This window comes from Streptomyces sp. NPDC058457 (assembly GCF_042720695.1).
GTDB lineage: Bacteria > Actinomycetota > Actinomycetes > Streptomycetales > Streptomycetaceae > Streptomyces.
Genome location: NZ_JBHXLU010000001.1, coordinates 112,520 through 129,197, shown reverse-complemented (window position 1 = coordinate 129,197; position 16,678 = coordinate 112,520). Strand labels below are relative to the sequence as shown.

Annotated in this window: 18 protein-coding genes and 2 pseudogenes; 10 read left to right on the top strand and 10 right to left on the bottom strand. The window is 68.6% G+C overall.

What is annotated here, in order from left to right:
* Nucleotides 1-36: 36 nt before the first annotated feature.
* A complete protein-coding gene (locus tag ACFWPS_RS00620) occupies nt 37-684 on the top strand; it encodes a LysE family translocator (protein ID WP_383699784.1) in 648 nt (215 codons plus the stop codon).
* Between the two features lie 23 nt (nt 685-707).
* Here ACFWPS_RS00620 and ACFWPS_RS00615 read toward each other — a convergent pair whose 3' ends face one another.
* Nucleotides 708-1,838: a winged helix DNA-binding domain-containing protein gene (locus ACFWPS_RS00615; protein WP_383699300.1), complete on the bottom strand. Its 1,131-nt coding sequence runs from the start codon at nt 1,836-1,838 to the stop codon at nt 708-710.
* Nucleotides 1,839-2,038: 200 nt separating this feature from the next.
* Here ACFWPS_RS00615 and ACFWPS_RS00610 point away from each other — a divergent pair, with 200 nt between their 5' ends.
* Complete coding sequence (locus ACFWPS_RS00610) at nt 2,039-3,223, top strand: magnesium and cobalt transport protein CorA (RefSeq protein WP_383699298.1); 1,185 nt, start codon at nt 2,039-2,041, stop codon at nt 3,221-3,223.
* A gap of 405 nt (nt 3,224-3,628) precedes the next feature.
* Here the strand turns inward: ACFWPS_RS00610 and ACFWPS_RS00605 are convergent, their stop codons facing one another.
* The 3 genes from ACFWPS_RS00605 to ACFWPS_RS00595 form a co-directional block, all read right to left on the bottom strand.
* Nucleotides 3,629-4,669, bottom strand: a complete 1,041-nt coding sequence (locus ACFWPS_RS00605; protein WP_383699296.1) for an abortive infection family protein — start codon at nt 4,667-4,669, stop codon at nt 3,629-3,631.
* A gap of 609 nt (nt 4,670-5,278) precedes the next feature.
* The gene (locus tag ACFWPS_RS00600) at nt 5,279-5,530 is read right to left on the bottom strand and encodes a hypothetical protein (RefSeq protein WP_383699294.1); all 252 of its coding nucleotides are present in this window, start codon (nt 5,528-5,530) and stop codon (nt 5,279-5,281) included.
* 9 nt (nt 5,531-5,539) lie between these two features.
* Nucleotides 5,540-5,743 (bottom strand): hypothetical protein, encoded by a 204-nt coding sequence (locus tag ACFWPS_RS00595; RefSeq protein ID WP_383699292.1) that lies wholly within the window; start codon nt 5,741-5,743, stop codon nt 5,540-5,542.
* A gap of 1 nt (nt 5,744) precedes the next feature.
* Here ACFWPS_RS00595 and ACFWPS_RS00590 point away from each other — a divergent pair, with 1 nt between their 5' ends.
* From ACFWPS_RS00590 to ACFWPS_RS00570, 5 genes are all read left to right on the top strand, one after another.
* The gene (locus tag ACFWPS_RS00590) at nt 5,745-6,101 is read left to right on the top strand and encodes a CAP domain-containing protein (protein WP_383699290.1); all 357 of its coding nucleotides are present in this window, start codon (nt 5,745-5,747) and stop codon (nt 6,099-6,101) included.
* Between the two features lie 626 nt (nt 6,102-6,727).
* Nucleotides 6,728-7,384: an ABC transporter ATP-binding protein gene (locus ACFWPS_RS00585; protein ID WP_383699288.1), complete on the top strand. Its 657-nt coding sequence runs from the start codon at nt 6,728-6,730 to the stop codon at nt 7,382-7,384.
* On the top strand, nt 7,381-8,193 hold the full coding sequence (locus tag ACFWPS_RS00580) for an ABC transporter permease (RefSeq protein ID WP_383699286.1): 813 nt from the start codon (nt 7,381-7,383) through the stop codon (nt 8,191-8,193). Before ACFWPS_RS00585 ends, ACFWPS_RS00580 begins: the two co-directional genes overlap by 4 nt.
* 165 nt (nt 8,194-8,358) lie before the next feature.
* Nucleotides 8,359-8,943, top strand: a complete 585-nt coding sequence (locus tag ACFWPS_RS00575; RefSeq protein ID WP_383699284.1) for a hypothetical protein — start codon at nt 8,359-8,361, stop codon at nt 8,941-8,943.
* A gap of 5 nt (nt 8,944-8,948) precedes the next feature.
* Nucleotides 8,949-10,331, top strand: a complete 1,383-nt coding sequence (locus tag ACFWPS_RS00570; protein WP_383699282.1) for a wax ester/triacylglycerol synthase domain-containing protein — start codon at nt 8,949-8,951, stop codon at nt 10,329-10,331.
* On the opposite strand, the gene ACFWPS_RS00565 is transcribed toward ACFWPS_RS00570, so the two are convergent.
* The 3 genes from ACFWPS_RS00565 to ACFWPS_RS00555 all read right to left on the bottom strand — a co-directional run bounded on the left by ACFWPS_RS00565 (nt 10,282) and on the right by ACFWPS_RS00555 (nt 13,265).
* Complete coding sequence (locus ACFWPS_RS00565; protein WP_383699280.1) at nt 10,282-11,352, bottom strand: polyprenyl synthetase family protein; 1,071 nt, start codon at nt 11,350-11,352, stop codon at nt 10,282-10,284. The two genes, ACFWPS_RS00570 and ACFWPS_RS00565, sit on opposite strands and share 50 nt — an antisense overlap.
* An 84-nt stretch (nt 11,353-11,436) precedes the next feature.
* A complete protein-coding gene (locus tag ACFWPS_RS00560; RefSeq protein WP_383699278.1) occupies nt 11,437-12,513 on the bottom strand; it encodes a polyprenyl synthetase family protein in 1,077 nt (358 codons plus the stop codon).
* Nucleotides 12,514-13,097: 584 nt separating this feature from the next.
* The gene (locus ACFWPS_RS00555) at nt 13,098-13,265 is read right to left on the bottom strand and encodes a hypothetical protein (protein ID WP_383699276.1); all 168 of its coding nucleotides are present in this window, start codon (nt 13,263-13,265) and stop codon (nt 13,098-13,100) included.
* Here ACFWPS_RS00555 and ACFWPS_RS00550 point away from each other — a divergent pair.
* Both ACFWPS_RS00550 and ACFWPS_RS00545 read left to right on the top strand, forming a co-directional pair.
* Nucleotides 13,213-13,389, top strand: a pseudogene (locus ACFWPS_RS00550) (CorA family divalent cation transporter); the annotation flags it as partial. The gene ACFWPS_RS00555 and the pseudogene ACFWPS_RS00550 sit on opposite strands and share 53 nt — an antisense overlap.
* A 139-nt stretch (nt 13,390-13,528) precedes the next feature.
* On the top strand, nt 13,529-13,969 hold the full coding sequence (locus ACFWPS_RS00545; RefSeq protein WP_383699274.1) for a hypothetical protein: 441 nt from the start codon (nt 13,529-13,531) through the stop codon (nt 13,967-13,969).
* Nucleotides 13,970-14,104: 135 nt separating this feature from the next.
* Here ACFWPS_RS00545 and ACFWPS_RS00540 read toward each other — a convergent pair whose 3' ends face one another.
* The gene (locus ACFWPS_RS00540; protein ID WP_383699272.1) at nt 14,105-14,707 is read right to left on the bottom strand and encodes a peroxiredoxin-like family protein; all 603 of its coding nucleotides are present in this window, start codon (nt 14,705-14,707) and stop codon (nt 14,105-14,107) included.
* A 71-nt stretch (nt 14,708-14,778) separates the two neighbouring features.
* Between ACFWPS_RS00540 and ACFWPS_RS00535 the strand changes: the two genes are divergently transcribed.
* A complete protein-coding gene (locus ACFWPS_RS00535; protein ID WP_383699270.1) occupies nt 14,779-15,393 on the top strand; it encodes a TetR/AcrR family transcriptional regulator in 615 nt (204 codons plus the stop codon).
* 222 nt (nt 15,394-15,615) lie between these two features.
* Here the strand turns inward: ACFWPS_RS00535 and ACFWPS_RS00530 are convergent, their stop codons facing one another.
* Nucleotides 15,616-16,152, bottom strand: coding sequence for a DinB family protein (locus ACFWPS_RS00530; RefSeq protein ID WP_383699268.1), 537 nt, complete (start codon nt 16,150-16,152; stop codon nt 15,616-15,618).
* 344 nt (nt 16,153-16,496) lie between these two features.
* A pseudogene (locus ACFWPS_RS00525) lies at nt 16,497-16,580 on the bottom strand (flavodoxin family protein); the annotation flags it as partial.
* Nucleotides 16,581-16,678: the final 98 nt, after the last annotated feature.

Here is a 16,678-nt window from a genome sequence, read left to right as displayed (position 1 = left end):
ACGGATGGCGCGGGAGGGGTGGTGCAGGTGCTGCACATGGTGTCGACGGACCGGGTCCTGGCGTTCGCCGCGATGTCGCTGTTGGTCATCGCGATCCCGGGGCCGAGCGTGCTGTTCGTGATCGGCCGTGCGCTGGCCCACGGCCGCCGCACGGCCGTGGCCACCGCGGTCGGCAACGTCTTCGGCTCGTATCTGCTCGTGGTGGCGGTCGCGGTCGGCATCGGCTCGCTGGTGGAGCGCTCGGTGACGGTGTACCTGACCGTCAAGCTGCTGGGCGCGGCCTACCTGGTGTACCTGGGCGTCCAGGCAGTCCGGCACCGCAAGGAGCTGACGGCCACCGCGGTCCGGCGGGCCCCGGCGGGCGAACCGCGCGGCGATCTGCGCACGGTTCTGGACGGCGCCCTGGTGGGTGTCACCAACCCCAAGGGCGTGGTCTTCTTCGCCGCCGTCCTCCCCCAGTTCGTCGACCACTCGGCGGGCCGTGTCCCGCTTCAGATGCTGCTGCTCGGCCTGGTCCCGATCTCCATCGGCCTGGTCACGGACACGCTGTGGGGCCTGACGGCGTCCGCGGCCCGTACCTGGTTCACCCGGTCCGACCGCCGCCTGTCAATGATCGGCGGCGCGGGTGGCGTCACGATGATCGGGCTGGGCCTGACGGTGGCGGTGACGGGGCGGGCGGACTGAACGCTCACCGGCCGGAGCGCCGCTCACCGGCCGGTTCGGGGTACGACGGCCCCGAAGCGGATGTCGTGGGACGCACCGGGGTGCAGGGTGGCCAGCATCCGTTCGCCTTCCGCCAGGATCGCGTCCCGCTCCGCCACCCGACTCCCCTGCCCCTGCCCGAAGGTCTCGATGACCAAGGCGTCCTCCGTCAGCATCCACACACCGGCCAGAAAACCGTCGACGAGCAGGGTGCGGTAGGCCTGGTTGCCCTGCCAGGCGCGGCCCCGCAGCTCGGGCGGGACGACGCGGGTGCGGTCGGCGTGCGAGAGGAGAAGGTTGTCGAACTCGGGGAGGAAGCGGGGCGGGGCCGGGGTCCCGGGGTCGGGGCGGGGCGCGTCGGGCAGGTCGAAGAGCTCGACGCCACCCTCGTCCCGGAAGGTGAGGAGGCGGGGCCGCAGCCGTTCGAAGGCCTCGCGAAGCCGGGTCAGTCCGGCCCAGGCCTGCATGTCCCTTACGGAGGCCGGGCCGAAGGCGGCGAGGTAACGCATGACTGTGGCGTCCGTGGCGTCAGCGGCCGGCGCTGACTCGACGGGGCGGCCGAGCCAGTGCTCGGCGGTGGTGAGGGCGACCTGCCCGGACCGCCCCCACAGTCCGCGCGGGGTGACCTGGACGAGGGGCAGGGTGCAGCGGGCGGCGACGGCGAGGGACTGCGGGTCGGCATCGGGCCACTCGGCGCGCAGCGCCTCGCGCAGCCCGGCCATGGTGCGCGGCTCGGCCTCGACCAGGTCACGGGCGAGCACGGCGAGCCGGTCCAGATCGACACCGGCCAGGCCCCTGCGGAACGCGGTCAGCTCCCGCGTCCGGGCGGGCTGGACGAGCGGGCGCAGGGTCAGGGCGTCGGCGGCGGTGTGGGTGTGGATGGTGGACCGCAGGGTGACGATCCGGACCACCTCACGGTCGGCCATGAGCTCGGAGAGCTGCTCGGGGGCGAAGCCGTCGAGGCGGGCGGCGAGGGCGTAGTACGGCGGCTTGACGTTCTGCGCCTGGAGGCCGACGAGGTGGGCCACGGCCTCCTGCGCCGACCGGGACGAGCGGCGTAGCAGGAGCTGACGGTCGAGAGTGGCACGGTTGAGGGCACGGGCGCCGAGTACCGGGCTGGACGGCTGCTTCGTCATGCCGGGCACGCTAACGCCGAATGCGGACAGCTTCTGTCCGCATCTCTCACCGAATCCCGTCCTCGATTCCCTCCGCCGGGCCCGTATGCCCCGTATATCCTGCTCCGAGACTCACCGATCACGCGTAATCACTTGGACCACGCGGATCACACCGATCACACAGATCACGCCGATGCAGGATCCACCGAGAGGCGGCCGCGATGTCCGAGCGACGGCCAAGCCCGGTCTCGAAGAACTCCGGTAACGGCAGGAACGGCCGGGGCACCAGGAGGTCCGTCTGGCGCCGCGCCCTGCCGGCGGAGCAGGACGACAGGGCCGGGCTGCCGGAGCCCGGATCCCCGCCCGGCGGGGAGGCCGCCGAGCCGCCCAGCATCGTGGAGGCGGCGCTGTACCAGGACGGGGTGCGCGTCTCGACGCCGACGACGCTCGCCGAGACGTACCGCGAACTGCGCGGCACACCCTCGGGCATGGCATGGATCGGCCTGGCCCGCCCGACCTCCGACGAACTCCTGTCCCTGGCCGCCGAGTTCGACCTGCACCCGCTCGCGGTCGAGGACGCGATGGAGGCACACCAGCGCCCGAAGCTGGAGCGGTACGGCGACACGCTCTTCGTCGTCCTGCGCGCCGCCCGCTATCTGGACGCGCCGGAGGAGGTCGACTTCGCCGAACTGCACGTGTTCGTCGGCCCCGACTTCGTGATCACGGTCAGGCACGGCGCGGCCCCGGACCTCTCGACGGTCCGCCGCCGCATGGAGGACTCCCCCGACCTCCTCAAGCTCGGCCCGGAGGCGGTCCTCTACGCGATACTCGACGCGGTGGTCGACGGCTACGCCCCGGTCGTCGAGGGCGTCCAGAACGACATCGACGAGATCGAGACGGAGGTCTTCCGCGGCGACCCGGCGGTATCCCGCCGTATCTACGAACTCTCCCGCGAGATGGTCGAGTTCCAGCGCGCAACCCGCCCCCTCGTCGGGATGCTGCACGGCCTGATGGCCGGCTTCACCAAGTACGAGACCGACGAGGAACTCCAGCGCTACCTCCGCGACGTCGCCGACCACGTCACCCACATCAGCGAACGCGTGGACGGCTTCCGCCAGGCCCTCACGGAAATCCTCACGGTCAACGCCACCCTGGTCACCCAGCAACAGAACGCGGAGATGCGAGCGTTGGCGGAGGCCGGCTTCGAACAGAACGAGGAGATCAAGAAGATCTCCTCGTGGGCAGCCATCTTGTTCGCTCCGACGCTGGTCGGGACGATCTACGGGATGAACTTCCGAGAGATGCCGGAGTTGCACTGGGTACTCGGATACCCCTTCGCCATCGTCCTGATGGCGGTCGTATGCACCAGTTTGTACTTCATCTTCAAGCGGAAGGACTGGCTCTGAGCAACCGGTCGACGAGGGGCTGCGCGGACCCTCGCAGCAACCGGATGCGACCGCCAGATGCCCCGTTCAAGGACTCTGAGGAGAATCCGGGGAGAATGAGACGCGCATCCCTTCGACCGCCCCTCACCGTCGCCGACAAGGCGCCCGTTCGATACGGAGAGTGAGCAATCCGGGGCCGAGGAGGAGTCCCGCGAAAGCCGGTCGAGATGGTCATGGCCGACTGCAAACCTTGCCAGATGCTGATCAAGCTGCGCAGACCGCCCCCCTCTACGGGATCGCGAAGTGCCTGATCAACGTCACTGCCAAAGTCAGACGCGACCGGCTCGCATTCGCTCGACACCACAGGCCAGCCTCTCGCGAAGTCTGCTACCCGAATGCGGGGGTGACGGATCGAGTAGTGATTCATCAGCTTGTCGGGCTGCTGCCTCTGCCGACGGACCTCGGGGGCGTCAGGCGACTTCGCTCCGCGAGGGTGTCGAGCATGAATGTGCACCAAGCGTCGGCGGCAGCGACTGCCAAGCGGCCGTGCCTCGGTTGTAGACCTTGGGGAAGCGCGGTGGGAGCGTGCCCCGTGCCGTAGTCGTTGCGGAGTGCGGCCAGGTCATCCGTCATCCCGGTGAGCTTGCCAAGCAGCCTCCGGACGGTCGGTGCTCCGTCGATCGCGCCGGCAACGCCCTTCGGATGGTTGCCCAGTGCTTCCTCGGCCAGGTGCACCAGTTCAGGAACTTTGGCGTTGCTCGGTATCGGCTTGCCCAACTGGGCCAGGATCGCCTTGCTGGTCCCTTCTATGAGTTCCTTCGCTGACCCAATCGCGAGCATGGGATCGTCTGGCAGGGCTGCTGTGATTCTTCGCAGCACCTGCCGGATCAAGTCAGGGTCGCTCAGGCCGGCCAGGGCGCCGTGGGCGAGGAGCTTGGTGGCCGGATGAATCCGGCCGTGCCGGTCGAAGCGGAAGCCCTCTTTCTCCAGCTTGTAGCGCAGTCGGTCCCCAGGTCGCGAGTCCCAATACTCTTCCACGGCCGCGGCTCGGTCGAACAACCAGAGCAACTCCTCGATCGCGCCCAGCGCGGCCAAGGTCTGTGCGGCGGATGACCAGTCGACCTCGTCTAGGTAATACCCGGCCAGTATCCGTGAGTTACCGGCCTCGGACGCGGCAACCAGGTTCTCGAAAAACCTCGCAGTCCTGGTGGGAGCGTCGGATTTGCGAAGGGCTTGCGGCCGGAACGCGAAACCCTCATCAGTGAACGCCCGCCGTACATCCCTTGAGTCCAACCTAGCCGCCACATCGACTACTGCCGCGCGGGAGCCTTGACTGAGGAACGATATGGCGGACATGTACCTTCCTTCATGGTCTGGCTTCATCTTCAGCAGGATCGCGGGACGGTTGAGCAGAACACCCTGATTGTCTTGCGGTACCGCCTCCCCGGCGAGTCGGTTTCGCTGCAACCGCCGTTGGTCCGGCCGCGCTGATGGCCTGGTTGATCGAAGCGGGAGGTGGGGCCGCCTGGTCGGTCGACACCAGGAGTGATCACTTGGACGACAGACGTTCGTTTTCCGCCCAGGCCCGGCGGACGACATCGACAGCGGCCGGAGTCCGGTGCCGGGCTTACCCGACACGCTTCGGCCACTCCGCGCTCTGATCGACTGCATCCAGGTCAGGCCAGAACCAGAAGACATGGTTCCGTGAGATCCGTCACAGCAAATCCGGGACCTAGGCGTGCCGGATAGTAGAGGCCGCTCTGTTGACATATGGGATTTGTCCGGCTTGGGGTGGGCATGCGCCGCGCCTGAATTCGCGGCTCTCCGCCCGCGAGCCACCTCCGTCCGTTCTGGGCGCACGTAGGGATTCTGACGGGGCGACAGAGTTCCGCAGAGACCCCGGAAACCGGACCAGCGCGCATCCCTCCCGTGACAAGGGCCATCCGAGCCTACGAAGCAAGCTAGTACCGAGGCCCTTTGCGCTCCTTGTGAAGGCGTCCTAAGAATGACGATCCGCAGGACGACGCCGCAGTTCAGGAGCGGGTTACGCATGGGTAGACATCGTAAGAACACGCATTACCGGCGGATAGTCATCGCCGCCGTCGCCGTGGGCACCGTGGGCATACCGTCCGCTGCCATGGCCTGTACCAACTGGCCCGACAGCGGCGGGCACCGGTCCAACAGCGCCGAGAACAGCGCAACGAAGGGCTGGTGGAGCGACGCGAACTGGGGCCGCCCCTGGAACGCCGACCAGGCCGGCGAGCCCTCGTGGACGGTATCGGCGGCGCCGAGCGCCACGAAGACTGCGAGCGCCTCCGCGAGCGCCACGAAGACTCCTCACGCCGCTGCGAGCACCGGGAAGACCACCGCGCCCAGGCCGAAGGCCACACCGCCTTGGCACACGGCACGGACCACCGCCCCCAAGCCCAGCACCACCGCGTCGCCCAGCACCCGGAGCACCACCACCGCCGCTTCCGCGGCCCCCAAGCCGTCGAGCACCCCGAAGGCCACCGCCACGGCGTCCGGAGTCGTCGCTCGCATCGTGGAACTCGTCAATGCCGAGCGCAGCAAGGTCGGCTGTTCGGCCCTGGCCCTGAACACGACCCTGGCCAAGGTCGCGCAGGCACACAGTGAGGACATGGCGCTTCACCAGAACATGTCGCACTCCGGGTCCGACGGCTCCTCCCCCGGAGACCGGATCACCAGTGCCGGGTACGCCTGGAGCGCCTACGGCGAGAACGTGGCCTACGGTTACGCCTCTCCCGAGCAGGTCATGGCGGGCTGGATGGCCAGCCCCGGCCACAAGGCCAACATCCTCAACTGCACGTTCAAGGAGATCGGCGTCGGTCTCGCACAGCCCAACAGCTACTGGACCCAGGACTTCGGCACCGCCCGCTGAGCGGGTGCCGCCTGCCATCGCCGTACTTCCCCACCGAGTCGCCTCCGGCAGGCGAGGCGACAGTGACAGGGCGCGAGCAGTGTCCATGTCCCGTCTGCTACGGCTACGCGTCTGACTGGCTCCTGCAGGCCGCCCCACCCCGTGGGGAGAATCCGGGGAGTATGAGCGGCGCTGGGGAGCGCGTGGGGAGAAGTGATTCGGATGACCTCCTCGCCCTGCCTCCACCAAGCCTCCGACCTGGCCTTTTGAGCACTTTTCAACGCTGTGGAGAATCCGGGGAGAATCGAATGGCGCTCCCCACCTTCCGCCCGCCCGTGCAACGACCCACCTGGCTTCCCTTTACGGGCGTCACATGTGCGTCGCGTCGTTCACCGTCACGAGCGGCGACGTCCCGGCCTCCTCACAACCAGTGATTGCTTGCGCACACGGCACCGGCGGCGGACGGCCTTCCCGATACCGAGTCCGTGTACTTCGTCGGGGGACCGACGCGGTTGAGGCGTTGCCCGTCACCGCTGTCGCTTCGTGTCGTTGGTGCTCGCACGGAGTTGTCATTCGGTTCGGGGCATCGGGACTGCGTTCCAGTAGGTGGTGCGTTCGGGACACAGGCCGTGTGAGGAGCGTTCTGTATGGGGGGTGCAGTGGTGTTGGCCGGTGAGCCGGTGTTGCGGATCCGGGATGTGTGCAAGGGCTACCGGCGTCGCCCTGTCCTGCGGGGGGTGTCGCTGGATCTCCGCGCGGGCCAGGTGGTGGGCATTGTCGGCGAGAACGGGGCCGGCAAGAGCACTTTGCTGCGCATTCTGGCCGGGGATCTCGCCGCGGACAGCGGCGTGGTGGAGGGGGTGGGGGTGCTGGGCAGCTGCCCACAGGACCCGGTGCTCCACCAGGCCTTCTCCGTTGACCAGCACCTGAGGTTCTTCCAGGCCGCTTACGGCCTGGACAACCTGGACAGAGCTTTCGAGCTGCTGGAACAGTTGCATTTCAGCGGCTACCGGAACGAGCGGGTGGAGGCACTCAGCGGCGGCACGCGCCAGAAGCTCAACCTGGCCCTCGCCTTGATGCACGATCCCCAGGTGCTTCTCCTGGATGAGCCGTATCAGGGCTTCGACTGGGAGACCTATCTACGGTTCTGGGACCTGGTGGCGGCCTTGCGGGACCGGGGCTGTGCGGTGCTGGTGGTCTCGCACCTCGCCTACGACGCCTCCCGCCTGGACACCCTGTACCGCCTTCAGGCAGGGGTGCTGCAGAAGACGGAACAGACCGGATCGGAGGTGGTGCCGGTATGACGCGGTGGTGGTCCTGCTTCCGTACGGCCTTGCGGTTCGCGCTGATCGAGCAGGCCCGTAACAGGCTGGCGCTGTTCATCGTGGTCCTGTTCGTCCCGCTGTGGACCACGTTGGCGTTCACGGTGGTGCCCCGTACGCCCTTGCGGTTTCGGATCCGTCCGGTCGGCCGCACAGTGGTCATGGACGGCAACATCCTGGTCCAGATCAACGGCGCACTGCAGGCCCTGTCACTGGTCATGGCGTTCATGATGTTCGTCGCCACAGCCCGCTCCGCGCTGTTCGACCAGCGACTGGTGCGGTCCGGCTATCCCCGCTCGTGCCTCGCCCTGGCGAAGTGCACCGCGCTCCTTCTGGTCGCGGTTCTCGTCGCCGCCTACACCACTGCGTGGATGCAGCTGTTCTGGCGCCCCGAGCGGCTCCTGGTGCTCGGAGCGGGGATGTTCACCGGTGCTCTGGTCTACGGGGGCATCGGCATCGTGCTGGCGGCCGTGCTGCGCAGCGAGCTGGCCGGCATGTTCCTGGCCATCATGATCAGCTCCATCGACGTGGTGTTGCAGAATCCCTTGATCAACCCGGACGCGGACAGTCCGGTGGTGCGCTTCCTGCCTGCTTACGGGGCGGTGCAGACCTCGGTGGCCGCCGGCGGCCTGAAGGTGGTGCCGACCGGCTGTCTGCTACTGGGTACGGGGTGGGCCGTGGGCATGGCGGCGCTGGGCATGGCTGCCTTCGCCGTCCGTACCCGCACCCACCACTCGCGCACGGCCCAGGGAACGGCGACCGGCATCGAGCAGGCCGTGCGGGTGCCGTGACCGGTCCCTTGAGGGAGTCGTTTCGATGATGAACGGCCGCACGGCGGCAACACCACGTGAGGGGCGGGGCTTTCAGAGGTGTCGCAACACAACACTGCGGCTTCGGCTGCTTCACCTGCCGTATCAGCCCCGCCGCCCGGATCCTCCCGCCAAGCCAGGGGCGAGGTGGTACCTCGCTCAGCGGCACGCTGGGCCTGGCTGCTCAGTGACGGCGGTGAGCCCCGGAACTGGATACTGGTCCTCGCTCCGCTGCTGGGCTGGCACGCCGCCGGATGGGCCGGCATCGGATGGGGCGTGTTCGCGGCGGTGTTCACCGCGGTGCTGCCCACGCTGATCCTGGGGTTCGGTGAGCGCCGCCAGTACTGGGGCGACCGACATGTGAGGCGGCGGCAGGACCGTATCGTGGCCGCCCCCGGGGTGATGGCCTCGGTCATCACCGGCACCGCGCTGCTGTACGGGTTCAAAGCTCCCGCCGAGGTGACGGCCCTGGTGGCGGCGATGCTCGCCGTCCTGCTCACCTTGCTGGTGATCACCTTCTTCTGGAAGGTGTCAGTTCACTCCGCGGTCGCTTCCGGCGCTCTTGCCATCCTCAGCTCGGTCTTCGGCCCCTGGATGCTCGTGCTGACTCCCTTGGTGGTGCTGATCGGCTGGTCCCGTATCCGGCTGCGTTGCCACACCGTCGGCCAGGTCACCGTCGGGGTGCTGGTCGGCGCGGCAGTCAGCGCACCCGTCTACACACTCCTGGGGTAATGGATATGAACCGGTTCCCGGATCCGAGCCCCGCCGATCTCGTCATGGTGAAGGCCGAACAACTCGCGGAGCACCTGGACGCCAACTCGACGGTCGGGGTGGTGCTGCACCTGACCGGCGATGTGCCCGATCTGGCCGCTCTGCGCGAGCACGTGACCGCGCGTCTTGCCGATCTTCCCTGTTTGACGCATGTCCTGACCGGCGACGGGCAGACGGCACGGTGGATGCCTGCCGCCCCGGACATGGCCCGGCACGTTCGCGATCGGCAGGTGGCCGGTGCGCCGGAGGCTCTTGAGGAGACCGTGCGGCTCCTGCTGCAAGAGCCCTGGACCGCGGGGGCCCCGGCCTGGCGCATGATCCTCCTGCACGGTCACACGCCCGACGGGTTCGCTCTGCTGTATCTCACCCATCATGCCGTCCAGGACGGCGTGAACATCGTCACGATCATGGAAACGCTGTTCGGGCCGCGACTCCTGCCGGAACAGTTCTCAGTGCTCACCCGGGGCATCTGCCCAATCCCCAGGCCCCGCCTGTGCCAAGTCCTGCGCAGCACCGTGAACCTGCTGCGCCACGCGCGCCGGCACCGTCTGTGGCAATCCGCCTCGCATCCGCTGTCCAGCCGCCGTCACACGATGTGGACTCAAGCGCCTTCCGCCTGCCTGCGCACCGCGGCCCACGCCGCCGGAGCCAGCACCAACGACGTCTACCTCACCGCCGTGGCCCACGCGATCACCCAGTGGGCCGAAGACGCTTGGCCTCGCGCAGCCGGTGTGCCGATTCCCGTGCTGGTTCCCGTCAATCTGCGCACGCCCGATGAAGCAGGGGCGCCCGGGAACCGGCTGTTCCTGGCCCGTGTCGACCTGCCCGGCGGCGCCATGCCGATGGGCCGACGGCTGGCGCGTGCGCAAGCAGTCACCACTCCCCTGAAGTCGGCCGGACACAGGACGGTCCTCCGAGCTGCTCTCACTCGCCTTCCCCAGCCGCTGCTCCAGCGCCTCGTGGCCGCCAGCACCGTCCCGGGCCGACTCACTGTCTGCGCCTCCTATCTCGTGGTGCGCCGGCGTCTGCACTACGGCGAGGCGGCAGTGCGCCGCATCGACCCCATCATCTGCTGCCCGCCCGGCGTCCCCATGGCCATTGCGGCGGTCAGCTACGAGGGCACGACCAGCGCGTGCTTCCGTATCGACCAGGCCCTCCCCGGCGCCGACAGCCTTCCCGCACGCTGGCGCCAGGCCCTCGCGGACCTGGTGGCCACGGCCTCGCCGGTCCCAGGTTGCGATCCCGCACCCGCGGGGCGTACACCGGACGGGCGCGCCACGCCTGTCGTGCGTGCGCTGCTCACATGGCTCTCTCGACGCCCCACAGCGGCAGATACTCGAAGAAGGTGACCGCCTCATCACGCCACCGTGACCGCCAGCCCGCGGCCATCGTGGAAGCCTGCTCGGCACAGCGCCGCATGTCCGCCTGCATCCGCACCGTCACACCACGGTTCTCACCGATCTCCCGGACGGCGGCGATGGTTTCCGGCGTGCAGGACGGGTCACCGAGCGCGGCCCGCACCACCGTACGCTCGGAGCCATCGACGGCGGACAGCAGGGCACTGACGGTATAGCTCTGTTTCCCGTCACGGATGTCGGTGCCGGTCGGCTTGCCCATGGTGGCCGCGTCCCCGAACAGGTCCAGGTAGTCATCACGCATCTGCCCGCAGATCCCCACCAGCCGTGCGTACTCGCGCAGGTCCTGCTTGAAGAGGTCCGGTTCCTCGCCCGCGGCCAGAAGTCCGAGTTGCATGGGCGCGAGGATCGAGTAGCGGGCGGACTTGTAGTCGGCCACGCAGTGCAGGATCTGCTCGTCGGCGGTGGCGGTGAAATCGCGCTCCAGGTCGATGATCTGGCCCACGAACGTGTCGGCCGCCGCCCGCGTCTGCACCTCGACCATGGCCTGCCGCACGGCGACCGGAAGCTTGGCACCCAGCAGTACCTGCAGGGAGAGGGCGAGTGCGAGGTCGCCTGCGAGTACGGTGAGACCGAGGGCGGTCTGCGGGTGGCCGGGGAACCGTTCACGGTAGGCGTAGTAAGTGGAAGGGCCGCTGCGGCGGGTGGGGCTGTCGTCGATGAGATCGTCGTGCACCAAGCCGTGGGTCTGCAGCAGCTCGACGCTCAGTGCCGCGGCGTCCAGTCCTTCGACCGGCTCGCCGGTCACCAGACGAGCTGCCTCATGCAGGAGAACGACCCGTATCCGCTTGCCGCCCCGCAAGGACAGTTCCCGCAGCAACTGCAGGCAGTCCGGAGTGAAACGGCTGAACGACGGCGCATCGAGCCCGGCGCTCAACGTGTCGAAGTACTCCTCGAAGAGCGTGTTGAACCGGCGCTCGTATCCGGCGACACGCTCGAAAACCTGCTGGGTCATGACGAGTTCTTCCTGCTCGGGTCGGGTGACACAGCTGTAGACGCGCGGCGGTGAGGGCTGGTGCCCGGGGCACGCGGTGCGATGTCAGGAGGTGTACTGGGTGGCGGTGACCGCCAGGCCGCGCAGAGCACGGTCCGCGGCCTGCGGGAAGCCGGCCCCGTCCAGGACCTGCAGCACCTGTTCGTAGCGGTCAGCGATCATCCGCTCGGTGTGCTCCCGGGCCCCGGTGACCTGCAGGATCGTCCGCGCCTCGGCCGCTTCGCGCTCCCCCAGATCGGCCCGGCCCACGAGGTGGCCAAGCCGCTCGCGCTGGACCCGGTCGGCGCGCTGCAGACCCAACGCGAGCAGAACGGTCCGCTTGCCCTCCCGCAGATCGCTCAGGCCCGGCGCACACGCGCCGTCCGGGCTGCCGAACACGTCCAACAGGTCGTCCCTCAGCTGGAACGCCTCACCCAACGGCAGACCCAGCCGCGTGAAGACATCCATCGTGGCCTCACCGGCCCCGGCTACCGCAGCCCCCAGTTGAAGAGGCCGCTCGATGGTCGCGGTGGCGGTCTTGCAGCGGATGATCCGCAAGGCGGCCTCGACATCGTCAGCGCCACAGCCGGTACCCATCACATCCAGATACTGGCCGTACATCACCTCTTCCAGCATCGCGTCATTCAACCCATGCACCAGCCGCTGCCGCCCCGGCTCCAACCGGGCGGTGTGCAGCAACTCCTGCGCCCACATCAACGCGAGGTTGCCCACCAGCAGCGCGCCGCCCGCCCCCAGCCGCTCGGCCCGCTTGTCCTCCCCCAGCCGGGCACGCATCACGCGATGGACGGCGGGGCGGCCCCGACGGCTGACCGAGTCGTCCATGATGTCGTCGTGGATGAGTGCAAAGGCCACGAACAGCTCCAACGACGCCGCCACACGCAACGCCGACGTCGCCTCCCCGGCTCCGCCTGCGGCATGCCAGCCCACCACGCACAGCAGCGCCCGGATCCGCTTCCCGCCTGCTGCCAAGAAGTCCCGCACGGTCTGCACCACCTCCGGCGGATACCCCCGGCCGGCCGCCGCACGGTCCTTTTCGGCGAGGAAATCCTCAAGCGCCGCATCGACCTGGCGCTGCACCGCGCGCAAATCCATCGCTTGCGCGTCGACCACACCCGAAGTCACCGATTCACCACTCCCAACCGGGCAGGTTCAAGCCCCGTCGGGACGGAGGGAGGTGATCGTGAGGGCTGCGCCCGGCGTCAGGGCTCTTGCGACAACCTGGGCTGTTGGCCAGCCGCGTCACCCAGTTGGTCTCCATGATCCCTCCAACGACCCAGATCCCTCGAGAACACGCGCCGGGGCATCCCCTGCTTACACACACGGTATGGACGCCGAGACGTGCAGCGGCTGTTCCGTTGCGGACACCGCGCAATCCGTACGTCCCACAACGGCATCCCGCGCTTACACGTTCGGGCTGCTCCGACTGTTTCACCGGCCTGCCCTTGCGCTGGACCCGGCGGTCCCAGGCGACCGGATGGTGAGCGGCTGGTGCGGAAGCGGCCCCCGGCAACCTCCTCGCCCATCACGTCAAGCTGCTCGAACAGGTCGGCCTGATCGAGCGATCCCGCTCCGAAGGAGACCGACGGCGCACCTGCCTGCGCCTACGCGCGGACACTCTGGCCGACACCGCGGCATACCCCTGCGGACCGCGCCCCGCGCGGTGTTCGTCCGCACCCACGACTCCGGCCGCCCACATTTGCGAGACGCTACGCCCGGACGACCTCGTCGTCGCCGTCTGCGACAACGCTCACGAACAGCCCGGCCCCCGGCCGCCTGCACCGGTCGGTACCCGACCCCACCAGCACCACAACTGTCCCGGCCAAGAAGATCTCGTCGTGGGCGGCCATCCTCTTCGCCCCGACCCTCGTCGGCACGATCTACGGCATGAGCTTCAGGGAGATACCGGAGTTGCACCGGGTGCTCGGACATCCCTTCGCGATGGTACTGACGGCGGTCGTATGCACCAGTTCGTATCTCATCTTCAAGCGGAAGGACTGACTCTGAGCAACCGGCCGACGAAGGCCGGCGCCAGAGCCTCAGGGTGCGGACGCGAACGCCGGAAGCCCCGCTCAAGGCCGCAGGGGAGAATCCGGTGCGTGTTCGCGGCGTCCTCCCGGGCCCCGGCGGATCGCCGTCCTTGCGAATCGCAGTAGGCGGCCGGAAGGCGACCATCGGTGATCTCCTCACCATCTACGAGATCCCGCTCTTCCAGCAGGACGAGGTGCTCCTCCCGTGGGAGGCGGTCAGCCGCGTACGGCACGAGGCGGGCGAGATGCGCTTCCACTCCGGCGGCCAGGTGGACCACGTCCTCGGCACTCCGCTGATCAGACTCCCGGAGAACGTGCCCGGCGAGGAGCGGCTGGAGGACCGGGCACACACGTTGTCGACCACACTGAACTGTCCGGCTCCGAGCTACGAGGAGCGGGAGAAGGCCGAGTCGTTGCTGGTCGGCTTCCGGTACCTGAGCGAGGGCCGGATGCGGCTGTATGTGTTCCATCAGGGCGATCCCGACGTCGTGGCCTGTGATGTCCGGCTCGCCGAGGCGGGGCCGGCCGTGATCGCGGAACGCCGGCCGTAGACCAAGCCGCTGGGTTCCCGTGGGACCACGTTCCCGAGAAGGCGTGTACGGCTACGCCTTCTCCGCTCCGTCCGCTCCGTCCGCTTCGCCGTTGCGCCGTTGCGCCGTTGCGCCGACCGCGGCCGTGGCCCTCGGTCACCGTGCGGCCGGGTTCGAGCGGGGCGTGGGCGGTGTGCGGGCTGCCAGTTCGAGCAACTCGTCGACCGGCCACTGGTCGTAGGCGTGCTCGCCGTACTTGACGGCGAGCACGCGGCCGTCAGGTGCGATGAGGAAGTCGGCGGGGAGGCCGAGCCGGCCGCCGTGCGGGCTGGTCGCGGGCAGGTGCTCCCGCCCGCGGACAACCTCCCGTGCGCCGCTCACGACCGCTCGGACGATCGGTCCCCAGGCGCGCGGGCCGAGCAGGGCGCGGGGTGACCGTTCCACTCCGAACTCGGCGTACAGCCGCCTGGTCGGGTCGGCGACGACGGCGAACGGGAGAGCGGTCGTATGGGGCAGCAGTTCCTCGGCGGGTGAGTGGAAGACCACGACCTCGCGCACACCGGCGGCTTCGATCTCCCGGTGACGCCTTGTCACCGACCGCAGGTGCAGGTTGCAGACCGGGCAGCCGGCGAACCGCCGGAACTGGAGGTGGATCAGCCGGTCGGGGGCGGGAACGGCGACCTGGTCGCCGGAGACGGTGGTGAGGTTGCGCTCGTTCACGGTGGAACCGGGCTCCATCGGACGACGGCTCATACGCATGGGCTTCCCCCTCTATAAGCGTACGGCATACGCCTACCAGCGTAGGCGTATGCCGTACGCTGTCAACCGTCATGCCGCGCCCGCGTTCCCTCACCACCGATCAACTCGCCTCGGCCGCTCTCGCCGTCATCGATCGCGACGGGCTCGCCGGGCTGTCGATGCGCGCCGTCGCCCAGGAGCTCGGTATGAGCACCATGGGGCTCTACCGGTACGTGCACGACCGCGAGGAGCTCGAAAGGCTCGTCGTCGAGCTCGTACTGGGCGAGGTGGACGCCGAACCGCCGGATCCCGACGCGTCATGGCGCGAGCGGATCGAGGCCATGGCACGGCGGCTGCGTGACACCGTGGGCGCCCATCCGGCGGTCGTCCCTCTGACCATCGCCCACCGGCACCACTCCCTCGGAGTTCTGCGCTGGTCGGAATCCGTGCTCGTCGTTCTCACCGAGGCGGGTGTCGAGGGCGAGCGGCGGGTCATCGCCCTGCGCGGCCTGCTCAGTTACGTCATCGGAGCGATCCAGCTGGAACACCTCGGCCCGCTGTCCGGTCCGGGGACGGCAGCCATCACCGAACTGCCGCCCGCCGAGTTCCCGAACCTGACCGAGACCGCGCGAAGCGCCCGGAACGTCGACGCGGACCACGAGTTCCTGGCCGGGCTCACCATGCTGCTCGACGGCCTCGGCGGGTAAGGCGGTGCACTCGCGAAAGACCGGCCGATCCGAACACTCGGATCAGCCGGGCCAAGTACAGAGCCGTTCGCATGCACGCCCTGCCCACCGGCCCCAGCGTGCCGAATCAACGCGGGTCGGAAGCTTCGCAGCCGCCCGAGCACCGTCGCTTCCCAAGCTGCAAGCACGAGTTCGATTCTCGTCGCCCGCTCCACTGTGTGCTTCGTGAGGCGCAGCGGCCGGCTACTCGCCGGTGACGCCATCGATGGCCTCGCGGAGGAGGTCTGCGTGGCCGACGTGGCGGGCGTACTCCTCGATCACGTGCTCAAGGACGAACCTCACATCGGTGTCACCGAATTCCGGGTTCGGCACGATGCGCGCGACATCGACGGTCGCCTTTGCGAATACCTGCCGCGATTCCTCGCAGGCCTTGAGGTAGTCCTCGCAGACGTCCCTGGCCGGCGTGGCATCCGACTCGTCGTACCACTCGCCACCGTCAGCGGTGACGTAGGTCCGATACGGAAAGAAGCGAGGCGTCGTGCCGGCCAACGTCCGCTGGAACCAGGCACGCTCAACCCCCTGCAGATGGCGCATGAGCCCCAGCAGCGTCAACGCCGACGACCGCACAGGACGTAGCCGCAGTTGTTCATCCGAGAGGCCCTCGCACTTCCACAGGAAGGTCGCTCGGTGGTAGTCGAGATTCGAGGCGATCACCTCCGGCCACGGGCCCGACACCGCGCGCTCGGGCCGGACGATCTTCTGGACCACAATGTCGCTCACGCTGGAGTTTCCTCACCGGTCGTCAAGCCTGGTCGAGTTCGTACGTGCCCACGATCCGAGGACCGGGCGGCGCCTCTACCGGCACCTCACGAGCACGTCCGCCCAAGAAGACCTCTCTTCGTAGCGGAACTCATCGCTCGATGCCGCCTGGAGAGTGGCCCTCCACGGGCGCGAGTCACAGGTGGTCTGAACACAACCCGGCGAACCTATCCGGTCATGACACCAGGGCCTGTCCGACGGATCAGGGCGGCTTCAAGCAACGGCGCCCTGTCAACACAGATGGGCGTGCCGGACAGATGGGCATGCTGGGCCCCGCAACGCCGGCATGATCCGCCGGACAGGCCTCAGCGGTGTTCGGGGTTCTCGCAGTCGCGACGGCAGCCGGCGTCCCAGGCCGTGCGCTGGTTGCCGTAGGAGGGAATGCCGCCGAGATCGCATCTCGTACTGCTTTCCCAGATCTCCCCGGGCTACGTGCTCCGTCGGGCGTGAGCCGTTTGGACAGGCTGATGGCGCATCCGGGCGGCCA